Genomic DNA, 16,187 nt, shown 5'->3' on the forward strand with positions numbered 1-16,187 from the left:
GAAACCTCACTGGCGAATAGGCAGGTAAACCGAGAATTCGGTGTGTCCCGGCCAACTGTTAAATTCTATTTTTCCTGAATGTTGATCAATCAGGCTACGGGCGATGGAGAGGCCTAAACCGGTACCGCCTTCGCGTCCGCTGACCATCGGATAAAACAGCGTATCCTGCAGCTGGGCCGGAATGCCGGGGCCATCATCTTCAATATCAATACGTGCCACCAGGCGATAACGCGTGCCGTGCAGCGTCAGCTGGAAAGCCGTGCGGGTGCGGATAATAATGGTGCCGCCATCGTCGCCCAGCGCCTGAAGCGCATTGCGCACCACGTTAAGCAGCACCTGTTCAATCTGATCGGGATCGTGCGGCAGTTCCGGCAGGCTGGGATCATAATCCCGTACCAGCGAGACATTCTCCGGCAGCTCCATCGACACCAGATTGACCACCCGTTCGGCCACCTGATGAATGCTCTGCGTGATGTGCATGCCCGGCTGCTGCGGCCCCAGCAGACGATCAACCAGATTCCGCAACCGATCGGCCTGTTCAATAATGACTTTGGTATATTCATTCAGCGAGGGATCGGGCAGGGCGCGGGATAAAAGCTGTGCCGCGCCGCGCAATCCTCCCAGCGGATTTTTAATCTCATGGGCCAGGCCGCGAACCAGATCGCGAGCGGCCACCTGCTGGGCATGCTGTAACTGCTCCTGACTGAGACGACGCTGATTATCCATCGGCGCCATTTCCATCAGGATTAAGCCATCGGGTAACCGCTGGGCAGTCAGCGACATAATGTGTGCGCGACCATCTACCACCAGCGTGACCTCACTGTCAGTAAATCCCTGGCCAGCCTCAAGACTCTCGCGCATCACCTCGATATTCAGCGAAAAGTAGCCGGTTAATTCCGGTAACGGCGTGCCGAACAATTTGCGTGAGCTTTGCGCCAGTAATTGCTGCGCCGCCGGGTTGGCGTAATGAATAACCAGATCGTTATCCACCAACAAAATACTGTTGATTAACGCGTTGAGAATCTGCCCTGCATCGGGCAGAGAGCCAGTTGCCATACAACGTTCCTCTGCACTAAAGAGGTGCATTTTAGTCTTTAAGCCGAAAAGAGGGCGAATGAACGGTGAATTCGCGGAGAAAAAAGCCCATCCGAAGATGGGCTAAAAGTTTCCACGGCAACAAAAAACGTCTGACCAGTTAAACGCTGTAGTAGAGCTCGAACTCAACCGGGTGTGGCGTCATGCGAACGCGATCCATCTCTGCTTTACGCAGTTCGATGTAAGCATCGATCGATTCGTCAGTGAATACACCGCCGCGGGTCAGGAACTCGCGGTCTTCGTTCAGTGCATTCAGCGCTTCTTCCAGAGAGCCTGCAACTTTTGGAATCTCAGCTTCTTCTTCCGGTGGCAGGTCATACAGGTTTTTGTCCATCGCATCGCCAGGATGGATTTTGTTGATGATGCCATCCAGGCCAGCCATCAGCAGTGCGGTGAACGCCAGGTATGGGTTAGCCGCTGGATCCGGGAAGCGCGCTTCGATACGACGCGCTTTCGGGCTGGCAACAACCGGAATACGGATTGAGGCTGAACGGTTACGGGCAGAGTAAGCCAGCATAACCGGTGCTTCGTAACCCGGGACCAGACGCTTGTAAGAGTTGGTGGTCGGGTTCGCCAGGGCGTTGATCGCTTTAGCGTGCTTGATGATACCGCCGATGTAGAACAGCGCCATTTCAGACAGGCCGCCGTACTTATCGCCGGCAAACAGGTTCTGGCCACCTTTGGAGAGTGACATATGGCAGTGCATGCCTGAACCGTTGTCGCCAAACATAGGCTTCGGCATAAAGGTCGCGGTTTTGCCGTAAGCGTGCGCAACGTTGTGAACCACATATTTGTAGATCTGAATTTCGTCCGCTTTTTTGGTCATGGTATTGAAGCGGGTTGCCACTTCGTTCTGACCCGCGGTCGCCACTTCGTGGTGATGCGCTTCAACAACCAGGCCCATCTGCTCCATGGTCAGACACATGGCAGAACGGATGTCCTGTGATGAGTCAACCGGTGGAACCGGGAAGTAGCCGCCTTTCAGACCTGGACGGTGACCTTTGTTACCGCCTTCGTACTCTTTACCGGTGTTCCATGCCGCTTCGATATCGTCGATAGCAACGTGTGAACCGGACGTCGATGAGCCGAAACGGATGTCATCGAACAGGAAGAATTCTGGTTCTGGTCCAAACAGCACGGTATCAGCGATACCGGAAGAGCGCAGGAAATCTTCAGCGCGCTTAGCGATAGAGCGTGGATCGCGGTCGTAGCCCTGCATGGTGCCTGGCTCGAGGATGTCACAACGGATGATCAGCGTAGAATCTTCGAAGAAAGGATCCATGACCGCCGTGGTGGCGTCAGGCATCAGCACCATGTCTGATTCGTTAATGCCTTTCCAGCCGCCAATAGACGAACCATCGAACATTTTGCCTTCTTCGAAGAAGTCAGCGTTAACCTGGTGAGCAGGGATCGTAACGTGCTGTTCTTTACCTTTGGTATCGGTAAAACGCAGGTCAACAAACTTAACTTCATGCTCGTTCATCATCGAGAGAACGTGTTCAGCGGACATACTCAACTCTCCTGGAAATGGTCTTTCATTATCTACATGGCGAGGAAACGTCGTTTCCGGAATACGTTGCGGGAAAACAACTCCCTGACCTACCTCTTCCGGCACGCTCTTCAACCGACATCTGTCTGGCGTTTACGCTTGATTTAGATAAAGCGAATTCTGTGCCAACTTTTTTGATGTTGCTTAAATCGCCTTGTGGTGCACCTTTTTGTCATAAAGCGGCTGCACCATGATCGTTTTATTGCACCACTGTGGTGCTTAACGGTCATCGGGTGGCACTATTTTGGTGCATCAGACCAACTTAGTGCATTTTCTGCACCGGTAACAGGGCAAATTGGCCTCCATGCAATAAACTTTCAGTGAAAAGTGTGATCGTGTTCAGTCTTCCGCTTAATCAGTGTACAATAACGCGCTATTTCTAATGCCTGAGGCAAAGCTGTGATCGAAAATTTGCGTAACATCGCCATCATCGCGCACGTTGACCATGGAAAGACCACCCTGGTTGACAAACTGCTGCAACAATCCGGTACTTTTGATGCCCGTACCGAAGCAACAGAGCGCGTGATGGACTCCAATGATTTGGAGAAAGAGCGTGGGATTACCATCCTCGCAAAAAACACCGCCATTAAGTGGAATGACTACCGTATCAACATCGTTGATACCCCGGGACACGCCGACTTCGGTGGTGAAGTTGAGCGCGTCATGTCCATGGTGGACTCGGTGCTGCTGGTTGTAGATGCGATGGATGGCCCTATGCCGCAAACCCGCTTCGTGACCAAAAAAGCGTTCGCGCATGGTCTGAAGCCGATTGTGGTTATCAACAAAGTAGACCGCCCTGGTGCGCGTCCGGATTGGGTTGTTGATCAGGTATTTGACCTGTTCGTTAACCTGGATGCTACTGATGAGCAGCTCGACTTCCCTATCATTTTCGCCTCTGCGCTGAATGGTATTGCAGGTCTTGAGCACACCGACATGGCTGACGATATGACCCCGCTGTATCAGGCGATCGTCGACCACGTTGCACCTCCGCAGGTTGAGGCTGACGCCCCACTGCAGATGCAAATCTCTCAGCTGGACTACAACAACTACCTGGGCGTGATCGGCATCGGCCGTATCAAGCGCGGTAAAGTTAAGCCTAACCAGCAAGTCACTATCATCGATAGCGAAGGCAAAACCCGTAACGGTAAAGTCGGTAAAGTCCTGACTCACCTGGGTCTTGAGCGTATCGACAGCGACCTGGCAGAAGCGGGCGATATCATTGCTATCACCGGTCTGGGCGAGCTGAACATCTCTGACACCATCTGTGATCCACAGAACGTGCAGGCGCTGCCAGCACTGAGCGTCGATGAGCCGACCGTAACCATGTTCTTCAACGTCAACACCTCACCGTTCTGCGGTAAAGAAGGTAAGTACGTGACGTCACGTCAGATCCTTGAGCGTCTGAACAAAGAACTGGTTCACAACGTGGCACTGCGCGTTGAAGAAACCGAAGATGCTGACGCGTTCCGCGTATCAGGTCGTGGTGAGCTTCACCTGTCTGTTCTGATCGAAAACATGCGTCGTGAAGGTTTCGAACTGGCGGTATCCCGTCCGAAAGTTATCTTCCGCGAAATCGATGGCCGTAAACAGGAGCCATTCGAGAACGTTACGCTGGATATCGAAGAGAACAACCAGGGTTCAGTCATGCAAGCCATGGGTGAGCGTAAGGGCGATCTGAAAAACATGGATCCGGATGGCAAAGGCCGCGTACGTCTCGACTACGTGATCCCAAGCCGTGGCCTGATCGGCTTCCGTAACGAATTCATGACCATGACTTCCGGTACCGGTCTGCTCTACTCTACCTTCAGCCACTACGATGACATTCGTGCGGGCGAAGTGGGCCAGCGTCAGAACGGCGTACTGATCTCCAACGGTCAGGGTAAAGCAGTTGCGTTTGCACTGTTCAGCCTGCAGGACCGCGGTAAGCTGTTCCTGGGTCACGGTGCAGAAGTCTATGAAGGCCAGATCATCGGTATTCACAGCCGTTCTAACGACCTGACAGTTAACTGCCTGACCGGTAAGAAACTGACCAACATGCGTGCTTCAGGTACTGATGAAGCCACGACGCTGGTTCCGCCAATCAAGATGACCCTTGAGCAGGCGATCGAGTTCATCGATGATGACGAACTGGTAGAAGTTACACCACAGTCAGTGCGTATCCGTAAACGTCACCTGACTGAAAACGACCGTAAACGTGCATCACGTGGTCCTAAAGACGCATAATTGCGCCTTTAGCTGATAAAGAGCCCCGCCTGCGGGGCTTTTTTTTGCCTGAAATTCCTGCCTCTTCAGCCGGGCCAGCGATTATTTGCGGGATATGTCGCGCTTTTTAGCTGCCCGCTGCCGTTTACGCTTTTCTCTCCGCGAGTGCCTGTTCAGCCTGCCCTTTTGCCGCTAGAGTGAATACTCCAGGGAACAGAAGGAGACACACCATGCTGTATATCTTTGATTTGGGCAATGTGATTATCGATATCGACTTTAACCGCGTGCTGGGTGTCTGGAGTGACCTTAGTCGTGTGCCGCTGGCCTCGCTGCAAAGCCATTTCCAGATGGATGAGGCGTTTGAACAACACGAACGTGGCGAGATCAGCGATGAAGATTTCGCGCTGGCGCTGTGTGAAAAGCTGGAAATCGCGCTGAGCTATGAACAGTTTGCCGCTGGCTGGCAGGCGGTATTCGTTGACGTGCGTCCGGAAATCCTGGCGCTGATGAACCGGTTGCGGCTGGAAGGTCATCGGGTGGTGATCCTCTCTAACACCAACAAACTGCATTGCGAATTCTGGCCAACGCAGTATCCGGACGTGCAGCAGGCAGCCGACAAGCTCTATCTCTCCCAGCAGCTGGGCATGCGTAAACCGGAAGCCCGCATTTACCAGCATGTGCTGGACGCAGAAGGTGTGGCTGCCGATCAGGCGGTATTTTTTGACGATAATCCACAAAACATTGAGGCGGCCCGCGCGCTGGGTATTGAAAGTGTACTGGTTACTGACAGTAAAACGGTACCCAACTGGTTTGCAGGTCAACAGTAATTCATGATGTCACGTAAATTTCGTCCCGGGCTGCATGCGTTCTGGTTGTGGCTCAAACTGTTGTGGAAACGCATTGATGAGGATGGCATGACGACCCAGGCCGGTAATCTGGCTTATGTCTCATTGCTGGCGCTGGTGCCGCTGATTGCGGTGGTGTTTGCCCTGTTTGCGGCGTTTCCGGTCTTTTCAGATATCAGCGTGCAGCTGAAGCACTTTGTCTTTACCAATCTGATGCCGGCTGCAGGTAACACGCTGCAACGCTATCTTGAGCAGTTTGTGGCTAACGTAAACCGGATGACGGCGGTCGGAGCGGTCGGCCTGATTGTTACCGCCTTACTGCTGATGCATTCCGTCGATACCGCGTTAAACACCATCTGGCGCAGCAACAAGAAGCGGCCGATGGTCTATTCCTTTGCGGTCTACTGGATGATCCTGACACTTGGCCCGTTACTGGCCGGAGCCAGTCTGGCAATCAGCTCTTATCTGCTGTCGCTGCGCTGGATTAACGCTACAGGCGTCACCAGCCTGGTCGATCAGATGCTGCGAATTTTCCCGCTCCTGCTGTCGTGGCTCGCCTTCTGGTTGCTTTACAGCATCGTTCCTACCCAGCGAGTGCCGCCGCGCGATGCGCTGATTGGCGCGCTGGTTGCCGGTGCGCTGTTTGAGCTGGGCAAAAAGGGCTTTGCGCTCTATGTTACTATGTTCCCCTCTTATCAGCTGATCTACGGCGTACTGGCCGTGATCCCCATTCTGTTTCTCTGGGTCTACTGGACCTGGTGTATTGTGTTGTTAGGCGCTGAAATCACCGTTGCGTTAGCCGACTATCGGCAGTTAAAGCAGCAACACAAAGAGGAGCAACGCGAGGAAACATGATTGCATTGATTCAACGCGTACAGCGCGCCAGCGTCAGCGTCAATCAGGAAGTGGTCGGTGAAATCGATGCCGGTTTACTGGTTTTGCTGGGCGTGGAAAAGGGTGATGACAACGCGCGTGCGGAACGTCTCGCAGAACGCGTATTGGGCTATCGCATCTTTAGTGATGAGCAGGGCAAAATGAACCTGAGTGTTCGCCAGGCGGGCGGAAGCGTGCTGGTGGTGTCACAGTTTACGCTGGCCGCAGATACCCAAAAAGGGATGCGTCCTTCCTTTTCGGGTGGCGCCGAGCCCGCTGAAGCCGAGCGGCTGTATGAATATTTCAGCGACTGCTGTCGCAAGCAGGGCATCACCACGGCTAATGGCCGTTTTGCTGCGGATATGCAGGTCTCGCTGGTGAATGATGGTCCTGTGACGTTCTGGTTACAGGTTTGAGAACGTCAGCTGAGCGGCAGGGAACAGGCCACACATCCGAGCGGGAGAAACATTACATGTATCACCTTCGCGTGCCACAGACGGCGGAAGAGCTGGATATCTATTATCAGTTCCGCTGGGAGATGTTGCGTAAACCTCTGCGTCAGCCGCAGGGGTCGGAACGTGACGCCTGGGATGCGCTGGCGCATCATCAGATGGTGGTTGATGAGCAGGGAAATCCGGTCGCCATCGGGCGTCTCTATATTAATGCCGACAATGAGGCCGCTATCCGCTTCATGGCCGTTCATCCTTCGGTTCAGGGCAAGGGACTGGGTACCCTGGTGGCGATGACGCTGGAATCCGTGGCGCGTCAGGAAGGGGCTAAGCGGGTAACCTGTAGCGCCCGCGAAGATGCTGTCGCTTTCTTCGCTAAACTCGGCTACATCAATCAGGGCGAGATTACCGCGCCGCAGACGACGCCGGTTCGTCACTTTTTGATGATCAAACCGGTCGTCACGCTTGACGATATCCTGCATCGCGCCGACTGGTGCGGTCAGCTGCAACAGGCCTGGTATGATCATATTCCGCTCAGCGAGAAGATGGGCGTTCGTATTCTGCAGTTTACCGGGCAAAAATTTATCACCACCATGCCTGAAGCGGGCAACCAGAATCCACACCAGACGCTGTTCGCTGGCAGCCTGTTTTCGCTGGCAACGCTGACCGGTTGGGGATTAATCTGGTTGCTGCTGCGCGAGCGTCATCTGGGCGGCACCATTATTCTGGCGGATGCGCACATTCGCTACAGCCACCCCATCAGCGGACGGCCTGGCGCGATTGCCGATCTGGGCTCATTAAGCGGCGATCTCGACCGCCTGGCTCGCGGACGTAAAGCGCGTGTGCAGCTTGAGGTGGAGCTGTTTGGCAATGATGAGTGTGGCGCTGTATTTGAAGGGGTCTATATCGTCCTGCCCGCCGATCCTGACGGGCCGCTGGAAGAGGGCGGTTCCGGCGCGCGTATCAACTAATCATCAGGGCCGCATCTGCGGCCCTTAATGTTATCAATGTACCTCGCCAGCCTGCATGGTCTGCTGCAGTTGCTGACTGTCTGTAGTCACAGACAAACTGCCATTAACCGTCGGGCGCAGCGGCTGATTTGCGGTTAATGCACCGCTCAGCTGCAGTTGCATATTGCTGTCACCGGTTAACGGCAGTGCGGGCCATCCCCAGTTCTGCAACACATTCACCGGCACAGCACGACCTGTCAGTTGTAGCGTCAGCGGACGGGCTGGCTGCTGGCCTACGGTGGCCGTCCCTTCGAGCAGACCCTTATTACTGAACGCACTCAGCTCCGTAACCTGAATCTGCTGCTGGTCAGCGCTCAGCGCAATCGACGGATGACGCAGGTCGGTGCGATTAAAGGTTGATTCTGCCGCGTTCAGGCTGAGCTTACCCGACCAGATCCCCCACTGGTGCTGCTGCGCCAGCAGCAGGTTTTCACCGGATCCATCTAGTGAGGTCAGCTGGAAGGGAAAAGCCGGATTGATATCGATAATCAGGTTGCGATTAGAGGTGAAGCGCGTCACCGCTACGCTATCCAGCCACGCGGGCAGTGTCGCCTGCCAGCGGTCGCGCCAGTCCTGCGGCAGCGTATATTCCAGTCCGGCCACCGCCAGGTTTTTCAGTGTCAGGCGTTTATCGCTACGCGACCAGTCACCGTCAGCCCGAATCACCCCATTCGCCCAGCGTGAACTGAACTGCGTCAGCGCCACGCCCTGCGGTGAGAAGTCCAGGTTAACGATGGGGTCATTTAGTTCGAATCCACCGTTGATAAAATTGCTGGCATTCAGCGCCAGCGAACCATCGTTACTCTGCCAGTCATCACCCTGCCAGTTAACGTTTCTCAGCGTCAAATCCAGATCCGTTACCGCCCAGTCAGGCCCCTGCAGGCGGGCATCGGTCATGTCGAGTCGCGTAATGGCAATAGAGGGGACAACCTGCAGGCTATGCAGAAAATCTTTCAGGCTGCTGGTGGTCTGCAGACGGATATCGTTCAGTCGCAGCTGATTAATTTTCCAGTTGCCCTGGGCATCGCGCTCACCGTTGCCGGTCATAGAGCCACGCGCCAGGTCGGCACCAATATTGTCAAAGCGCATCCGCCCCTGGGAAACACTGCCCTGGATCAGTACGTTTTCACCCGGCACATTATTCAGCGTCATGCTGCCTGCACTCATCTGGAAGCGGGCATCGCGACCCAGCATATCAAGGGCAGTGGGTTTCCACGGCAGGATGCCGCCATTCACCTGCTGAGCAAACAGCGGTAACGCGCTGTTGGGGCTGTCGATACGCATATTGTTGAGTTGCAGGCGATCGGCCTGAATCGGTAGCGCGCTGCCTGCTGCCAGATTGGCCAGATTCACTTCTCCATCGCGCAGCTCAAGGCTGCTGAAATGCAGCGGATCGCTGAACTGAATCAGTGCCAGACCGAGATCGACCCGTTTCGCAACCAGAACTGCAGGCTGTCCATCGTGACCAAAGCTGAAGTCATCCAGAATGATGTGAGAGGGAGAGGAGAAATTGTGTTCAATTTTACTCAGGGAGAGATGCCATTCGGTTTTGTCACTCACCCAACGGCTAAACCAGCCTGCACCCCACTGTGTCTGCAACAGAACATAGATCACGACCAGGGTGAAAAGCAGCAGCAAAAGTAAGGTGAGGAAAAACTTTCCAATAAATTTCATAGCATCCTTCCCGAGTTAAATCCGGTGAGAGGTTGTTATGCCTGAATTACCGTTACAGCTCAACAGCCTGGATGTAAATCCGAATAATTAGCAGGCAGGCCGAAGCCTGCCTCTGGCCTTACTTCTCTGGCGGAAAAATCAGGTTGAGTACGATAGCGGTAATGCCGCCCGCCGCAATACCGGAAGAGAGCAGGGTTTTCAGCCAGTCAGGCGCAAACTGCAGGATCAGCGGCTGCTGGGAAACGCCCAGGCCCACCGCCAGCGACAGCGCAATAATCATGATGGCGCGGCGGTTAAGCGGCTCGCGTGACACAATGCGAACACCCGAGGCGGCGATGGTGCCGAACATCACAATGGTGGCGCCGCCGAGTACCGGTTCAGGGATCATCTGCACCAGCCCGCTGACCGCCGGGAACAGCCCCAGCACAATCAGCATCAGCGCGACAACAAAGCCCACGTAGCGGCTGGCAACACCGGTTAACTGAATCACGCCATTGTTCTGACCGAAGCAGGAGTTCGGGAAGGTATTAAACAGCGCGGAGACAAAGGAGTTGAGGCCATTCGCCAGCACGCCGCCTTTCAGGCGTTTCATATAGAGGGGTCCGCTGACCGGCTGCTCTGACACATCTGAGGTGGCGGTGATATCGCCGATAGTCTCCAGAGAGGTCACCATAAACACCAGCATCAGCGGGATGAGCAGATTCCAGTCGAAGCCCAGCCCGTAATAGAGCGGGGTCGGCACCACGATTAGCGGCTGATCGGTGGGGATGCCGGCGGCAGGCAGCATGCCCATCGCCCAGGCCAGCAGATAGCCCACCGCCATGGCAATGACCAGGGAGGCAACGCGCAGGTAGGGGTTCTTCTGCCGGTTAAGTAGCACGATCACCAGCAGCACAGCCCCTGCCAGCATCAGATTTTTCGGCGCACCAAAAGTATGGTCGTTAATCGCACTGAAACCGCCGCCAATGGAGGTAAGCCCCACCTGAATCAGCGACAGGCCGATAATCATCACCACGATACCGGAAACCAGTGGCGTAATGATCCGGCGCGCCAGGTGCAATACGCGTGACAGCACCATTTCGGTACAGGAGGCGACCATCAGCGTACCAAACAGCGCCGCCATCATGGTGGGCACGTCAGCGCCGCCATTTTTTAGCGCCATGCCGCCCATAATCAAGGGCGTAACGAAGTTGAAGCTGGTGCCCTGAATCGACAGCAGGCCCGAACCTACCGGCCCCCATGTTTTGATTTGCAGCAGTGATGCCACACCTGATGCAAACAGCGACATGCTGATCACGTGCCGGGTATCCTCTGCGGGCAGCCCTAACGCCTGACAAATCAGAATCGCAGGGGTAATGACCGCGACAAACATCGCCAGCAGATGCTGACCGGCGGCAAACAGCGTTTGCGGCAGAGGGGGACGATCTTCAAGACGATAAATCAGTTCGCTTTGCGTGGCGGAAGGCTGTTCTGGCTGCGGATTAGTGGACATCTTCTGTTCTTCCCAAAAAATAATGTGGCGATTGTAATCATCCGCAGGCTAAAAGCAATCGTTTGCCCGACGTGGTTCAAAAAGCCGAATCAGATGGGGATCATTCAGACGTTGGTATAACGGGTGTTCTCTGGCAGCCAGCGTTCAATCAATGCGCTGGCCTGCTCGGGATAGTGCTGGTGGATGTGGCGCGCCACACGCTGAACTTCGGGCACCATCGCCGCATCGCGCAGCAGGTCGGCCACTTTAAATTCGGCATTGCCGGTCTGACGCGTGCCCAGCAGTTCACCCGGCCCGCGAATCTCCAGATCGAACTGGGCAATGACGAAGCCGTCATTGCTGTCGCGTAGCACCTGTAAACGCTTCTGCGCCGTCTTGCTCAGCGGCGCTTTGTAGAGCAGTACACAGTGTGATGCCACGGCACCACGACCCACACGGCCCCGCAGCTGATGCAGCTGCGCCAGCCCTAACCGCTCCGGGTTTTCGATGATCATCAGGCTGGCATTCGGCACGTCCACGCCGACCTCAATTACGGTCGTTGCCACCAGCAGCTGCAGTTCATTCGCTTTAAACGCCTGCATTACCGCCTGTTTTTCCGCAGGCTTCATCCGGCCATGCACCAGCCCGATGTTTAAGTCCGGCAGCGCAGTTTTCAGGGATTCCCAGCTGGCTTCTGCCGCCTGTGCTTCCAGCAATTCTGACTCTTCAATCAGGGTACAGACCCAGTAGGCCTGTCGCCCTTCACGGCAGGCATGCTCAACCCGCGCCACAATCTCATCACGTCGGGTATCGGGGATAGCCACCGTGGTCACCGGTGTACGTCCCGGCGGCAGCTCATCAATGGTTGAGGTATCGAGATCGGCATAAGCGGTCATCGCCAGGGTGCGCGGAATTGGTGTGGCGGTCATGATCAGCTGATGCGGATGGAAGCCCTGCTCCTCACCTTTCTCCCACAGCGCCAGTCGCTGGTGGACGCCAAATCGATGCTGCTCATCAATAATGACCAGTGCCAGACCGTTGAACTGCACCTGCTCCTGAAACAGGGCATGTGTGCCCACCACCATCGCCACCTGACCGCTGGCTATCGCTTCCTGCTGAGCCTGGCGGGCTTTGCCTTTCTGTTTTCCGGCCAGCCAGCCCACTTCAATGCCCAGCGGCGCAAACCACTGGCGGAAGTTACTGGCGTGCTGTTCAGCCAGCAGTTCGGTCGGCGCCATCAGGGCTACCTGCTTACCATGTGCGATAACGTTCAGCGCAGAAAGCGCGGCGACCAGTGTCTTACCCGAGCCGACGTCACCCTGCACCAGCCGCATCATCGGAAAGTCATTTGCCAGATCTTTCTCTATCTCCGCCACCACGCGTTTCTGCGCATTGGTCGGTGAAAAGGGCAGCGCAGCCAGCAGCTGGTCACTAAGGTTGTGCCGGGGAAGCATCGGTAAAGCGTAATAGCGCTGAGCACCGGCGCGTACCGCCAGCATGCTGAGGTTGTGCGCCAGCAGCTCTTCCAGAATCAATCTGCGTTGTGCCGGATGACGACCACTCTCCAGCTCGCTGAGTTTTAGATCGGGTGGGGGACGATGCAGCGTGCGGAGCGCATCTGGCAGGCTGATTAAACCGCCGCTCAGTTCCTGCGGCAGCAGTTCGGCAATCGGGCAGCTCTCCAGCAGCGTCAGTGCCTGATCGGTGAGATTACGCAGCGTGGCCTGCCGAATACCTTCGGTGGTGGGATAAACCGGCGTTAAGGTCTCTTCCAGCGTCACATTGCTCTGTTCGCCCTGGATTCGGTATTCGGGATGGATAATCTCAGCGCCACGCTGACCGCGTTTAATTTCACCATACGCGGTGACGCGCCGGCCCGGCGACAGGTTGTTCTTCATCCCGGCATTAAAATTAAAGAAGCGCATCGTCAGTACGCCGCTGCCATCGCTAATCTGACACACCATCATCCGGCGGCGACCAAAGGTGATATCTGTGTGCAGCACTTCGCCTTCTACTGTGGCCCAGATACCGGGCAGCAGATCATCAATGGCATAGAGTTGGGTACGATCTTCGTAGCGTAGCGGGAGATGAAGCAGGAGATCCTGAATGGTATGCAGGTCAATTTTGGCCAGCTTTGCCGCCTGGCTGGCACCGACGCCGGTCAGGGTACTGAGCGGGATGGCATCCAGCAGACGGCCTTTCATCTTCTTTTACCGGTCGATTGCATGGTTGCCCACCAGCTGGGATCGGCTTCAACTTCTCCCTGCGCATTGATGCGCGGATAGGGTAAACCTTTCTGTTTTGCGACCCGCGCCAGCACCGGGAATCCGCCTTCGAACAACAGACGTTGCTGCTCATCTTCGTCCAGCAGGCTGTAGTCGCGCAGGTACAGACCCGCGTTCTGCCGCTGCCGCTGTGCTTCATACAGGATCAGCGCGCAGGCGACCGAGACATTCAGCGACTGCACCATACCCACCATTGGAATCACAATCTGCCGATCGGCCAGCGCCAGCGCTTCTTCGGTGATGCCGGTTTTTTCCTGGCCCATCAGGATGCAGGTCGGAAGGGTATAATCGATCTCACGGAAATCCACGGCATCGGCAGAGAGATGGGTCGCTAAAACCTGCATCTTCTGTTGTTTGAGCTTTTTTACAGCATCGCCGATGGTGGGATGGGTGACCACTTTTACCCAGCTGTTGCTTCCGGCAGATGCGGAAGCCTGAGTGCGCATCCGCTGGCTCGGCCAGACGGCGTGCACTTCGTGGATGCCGACGGCGTCCGCCGTGCGGATCACCGCGGAAACATTGTGCGGCTTATGCACCTGCTCCATACAGACAGTGAGATCGTGCTGGCGCAGTGCCAGCATCGCCTGAATCCGGGCAAATCGTTGATCGTTCATGCCTAATTACGGTTACGATGGACTTTGATCACATCCGGCATCACGCGAATTTTACGCATGATATTCGCCAGATGGACGCGATCACGTGCGGTCAGGCGGATAAAGGCGCTGTAAACGCGGCCATCACGCTCTTCGGTATTCAGGCTCTGAATATTGGAACCGGCCGTGTTGATTGCCGCTGTCAGGTTAGCCAGTGCGCCCTGATGGTTAAACATGTCGACTTTGATTTCCGCCACGAACTCCTGCTCGGTGACTTTATCCCACTCGACCGGCATGAATTTTTCGGGCTCTTTCTGGTAGCCGCGAATATTCCGACAGGATTCATGATGCACCACCAGCCCTTTGCCGGGACTGACATGGGCAACAATCGGGTCACCGGGAATCGGACGGCAGCATTTGGCGAAGGTAATCAACACGCCATCTGCACCTTTGATCGGCAGTTTACCGCGCTTGCTGTTGCTGCTGATGGCGTTGCTGTCAGCCTGCAACAGGTTCTTCGCCACCACCACGCTCATCGCATTGCCCAGACCGATTTCTGCCAGCAGATCGTCAAGCGAGGTCAGCTTCATACGATCCAGCTCCTGCCTGATATTCTCAGGCGGGATCTCAGCCAGTTTACGGCTGCCGCCCAGCGCATGGCTGAGCAGGCGGCGACCCAGATTGACGGAGTCTTCGCGCTTGAGGTTTTTCAGCAGCTGACGAATTTTTGCGCGGGCTTTGGAGCTGACGACAAAGTTGAGCCAGGCGGCGTTAGGACGGGCGCCTGGCGCGGTGATGATCTCAATCGTCTGACCGCTGGTCAGGGTTTGCGACAGCGGATAAGGCTGGCGGTCAACGCGTGCGCCAACGCAGGCATGGCCGATATCGGTGTGGACCGCATAAGCGAAGTCCACCGGCGTCGCACCGGTTGGCAGCTCAACAATGCGGCCTTCAGGTGTAAAGACGTAGATCTCATCGGGAAAGAGATCGGACTTCACGCTTTCAATAAATTCAAACGAACTGCCCGCACTCTGTTGCAGCTCCAGCAGGCTTTGCAGCCAGCGCTGAGCGCGAATCTGTGCGGTGGTGCCACTTTCGCCCGCCTGTTTATAAGCCCAGTGCGCAGCGACCCCCATTTCCGCCATCTGATCCATATCCTCGGTGCGAATCTGTACTTCGACCGGCACGCCATGCGGACCAATCATTGAGGTATGGAGCGATTGATAGCCGTTCGCTTTGGGGATGGCGATGTAATCTTTGACGCGGCCCGGACGCGGTTTATACAAACTGTGCATCTGGCCCAGAACGCGATAGCAGGTATCCAGATCTTTCACAATGACGCGAAAGGCATAGATATCCATGATCGAGTGAAAACGCTGCTCTTTCAGCGTCATTTTGCGGTAAATCGAGTAAAGATGTTTTTCACGCCCGCTGACGCGGCAGGGAATGCCCGCTTCCTGCAAACGGCCGTCGATCTCAGACAGAATCTTCTGGATCATCTCTTTACGATTACCGCGCGCGGCTTTCACCACCTCTTTAATGACCCGATAACGGTTCGGATAGAGGGCCTCAAAACCGAGCTCTTCCAGCTCTGTTTTAAGATGATGAATACCCAGGCGGTGCGCCAGCGGACTGTAAATCTCTAACGTTTCCAGCGCGATGCGGCGACGCTTGTCCGGACGTAATGCGCCGAGAGTGCGCATATTGTGGGTACGGTCAGCCAGCTTGATGAGAATGACGCGGATATCCTGCACCATCGCCATAATCATCTTGCGGAAGTTCTCTGCCTGCGCTTCTTTCTTGTCGCGGAATTTCAGCTTATCCAGCTTGGAAACGCCTTCGACCAGTTCCGCCACGCTTTTACCGAACAGTTGTTCCATGTCCTGGTAAGTGGCAGGCGTATCTTCGATCACGTCATGCAGCAGCGCGGCCATGAGAGTTTCATGGTCGAGCTTCATTTCCGCCAGAATACAGGCCACGGCAACCGGATGGGTGATATAAGGCTCACCGCTGGAGCGTGTCTGTCCCTCGTGGGCATCACGTGCGACAAGGTAGGCTTGCTGGAGGCGCTTGATCTGCTCCTCTGGCAAGTATTTTTCAATCAGTTGATTGAGACTTTCAAACAGATACAAGGGCGACCT

General features: G+C 55.5%; 12 protein-coding genes. 5 read left to right on the forward strand and 7 right to left on the reverse strand.

From position 1 onward, the window contains the following. Positions 1-6 precede the first annotated feature (6 nt). Together glnL and glnA are read right to left on the reverse strand one after the other, a co-directional pair. Entirely contained in the window at positions 7-1,056 is a 1,050-nt protein-coding gene (gene glnL / locus ACR8BN_RS00465) for a nitrogen regulation protein NR(II) (RefSeq protein ID WP_008926971.1), read from the reverse strand. A gap of 139 nt (positions 1,057-1,195) precedes the next feature. Beyond that, complete coding sequence (gene glnA, locus ACR8BN_RS00470) at positions 1,196-2,605, reverse strand: glutamate--ammonia ligase (protein ID WP_010258434.1); 1,410 nt, start codon at positions 2,603-2,605, stop codon at positions 1,196-1,198. Positions 2,606-3,043: 438 nt separating this feature from the next. On the opposite strand from glnA, the gene typA reads away from it, so the two are divergent. From typA to fabY, 5 genes are all read left to right on the forward strand, one after another. Further along, positions 3,044-4,867 carry a ribosome-dependent GTPase TypA gene (typA, locus tag ACR8BN_RS00475; protein WP_010258429.1) on the forward strand — a complete coding sequence of 608 codons (1,824 nt, stop codon included), beginning with the start codon at positions 3,044-3,046 and terminating at the stop codon, positions 4,865-4,867. A gap of 209 nt (positions 4,868-5,076) precedes the next feature. After that, entirely contained in the window at positions 5,077-5,673 is a 597-nt protein-coding gene (yihX, locus tag ACR8BN_RS00480) for a glucose-1-phosphatase (RefSeq protein WP_039387160.1), read from the forward strand. Between the two features lie 3 nt (positions 5,674-5,676). Continuing rightward, a complete protein-coding gene (locus ACR8BN_RS00485; RefSeq protein WP_010672108.1) occupies positions 5,677-6,546 on the forward strand; it encodes a virulence factor BrkB family protein in 870 nt (289 codons plus the stop codon). Beyond that, positions 6,543-6,980: a D-aminoacyl-tRNA deacylase gene (gene dtd / locus ACR8BN_RS00490; protein WP_022624890.1), complete on the forward strand. Its 438-nt coding sequence runs from the start codon at positions 6,543-6,545 to the stop codon at positions 6,978-6,980. The genes ACR8BN_RS00485 and dtd overlap by 4 nt, the downstream gene beginning before the upstream one ends. 56 nt (positions 6,981-7,036) lie before the next feature. Then, positions 7,037-7,984 carry a fatty acid biosynthesis protein FabY gene (fabY, locus tag ACR8BN_RS00495; RefSeq protein WP_010258423.1) on the forward strand — a complete coding sequence of 316 codons (948 nt, stop codon included), beginning with the start codon at positions 7,037-7,039 and terminating at the stop codon, positions 7,982-7,984. 33 nt (positions 7,985-8,017) lie between these two features. Here the strand turns inward: fabY and ACR8BN_RS00500 are convergent, their stop codons facing one another. From ACR8BN_RS00500 to spoT, 5 genes are all read right to left on the reverse strand, one after another. Next, positions 8,018-9,697 (reverse strand): AsmA family protein, encoded by a 1,680-nt coding sequence (locus tag ACR8BN_RS00500; protein ID WP_207092170.1) that lies wholly within the window; start codon positions 9,695-9,697, stop codon positions 8,018-8,020. Positions 9,698-9,815: 118 nt separating this feature from the next. Continuing rightward, positions 9,816-11,189, reverse strand: coding sequence for a nucleobase:cation symporter-2 family protein (locus tag ACR8BN_RS00505; protein ID WP_010258420.1), 1,374 nt, complete (start codon positions 11,187-11,189; stop codon positions 9,816-9,818). Between the two features lie 104 nt (positions 11,190-11,293). Beyond that, the gene (recG, locus tag ACR8BN_RS00510) at positions 11,294-13,372 is read right to left on the reverse strand and encodes an ATP-dependent DNA helicase RecG (RefSeq protein WP_010258417.1); all 2,079 of its coding nucleotides are present in this window, start codon (positions 13,370-13,372) and stop codon (positions 11,294-11,296) included. Then, a complete protein-coding gene (trmH, locus tag ACR8BN_RS00515) occupies positions 13,369-14,067 on the reverse strand; it encodes a tRNA (guanosine(18)-2'-O)-methyltransferase TrmH (RefSeq protein ID WP_069025535.1) in 699 nt (232 codons plus the stop codon). Before trmH ends, recG begins: the two co-directional genes overlap by 4 nt. A 2-nt stretch (positions 14,068-14,069) precedes the next feature. Then, positions 14,070-16,178 (reverse strand): bifunctional GTP diphosphokinase/guanosine-3',5'-bis pyrophosphate 3'-pyrophosphohydrolase, encoded by a 2,109-nt coding sequence (gene spoT / locus ACR8BN_RS00520; protein ID WP_010258411.1) that lies wholly within the window; start codon positions 16,176-16,178, stop codon positions 14,070-14,072. Positions 16,179-16,187: the final 9 nt, after the last annotated feature.

The organism is Pantoea sp. Lu_F5_004, assembly GCF_051136245.1.
Taxonomy (GTDB): Bacteria; Pseudomonadota; Gammaproteobacteria; order Enterobacterales; family Enterobacteriaceae; genus Pantoea; species Pantoea agglomerans.

Excerpts from the sequence above, each read along its gene's own strand:
- ACR8BN_RS00505 (WP_010258420.1), bottom strand. The coding sequence starts at position 11,189 with ATGTCCACTAATCCGCAGCCAGAACAGCCTTCCGCCACGCAAAGCGAA.
- recG (WP_010258417.1), bottom strand. The coding sequence starts at position 13,372 with ATGAAAGGCCGTCTGCTGGATGCCATCCCGCTCAGTACCCTGACCGGC.
- dtd (WP_022624890.1), top strand. The coding sequence starts at position 6,543 with ATGATTGCATTGATTCAACGCGTACAGCGCGCCAGCGTCAGCGTCAAT.
- ACR8BN_RS00500 (WP_207092170.1), bottom strand. The coding sequence starts at position 9,697 with ATGAAATTTATTGGAAAGTTTTTCCTCACCTTACTTTTGCTGCTGCTT.
- fabY (WP_010258423.1), top strand. The coding sequence starts at position 7,037 with ATGTATCACCTTCGCGTGCCACAGACGGCGGAAGAGCTGGATATCTAT.
- glnA (WP_010258434.1), bottom strand. The coding sequence starts at position 2,605 with ATGTCCGCTGAACACGTTCTCTCGATGATGAACGAGCATGAAGTTAAG.
- ACR8BN_RS00485 (WP_010672108.1), top strand. The coding sequence starts at position 5,677 with ATGATGTCACGTAAATTTCGTCCCGGGCTGCATGCGTTCTGGTTGTGG.
- glnL (WP_008926971.1), bottom strand. The coding sequence starts at position 1,056 with ATGGCAACTGGCTCTCTGCCCGATGCAGGGCAGATTCTCAACGCGTTA.
- trmH (WP_069025535.1), bottom strand. The coding sequence starts at position 14,067 with ATGAACGATCAACGATTTGCCCGGATTCAGGCGATGCTGGCACTGCGC.
- yihX (WP_039387160.1), top strand. The coding sequence starts at position 5,077 with ATGCTGTATATCTTTGATTTGGGCAATGTGATTATCGATATCGACTTT.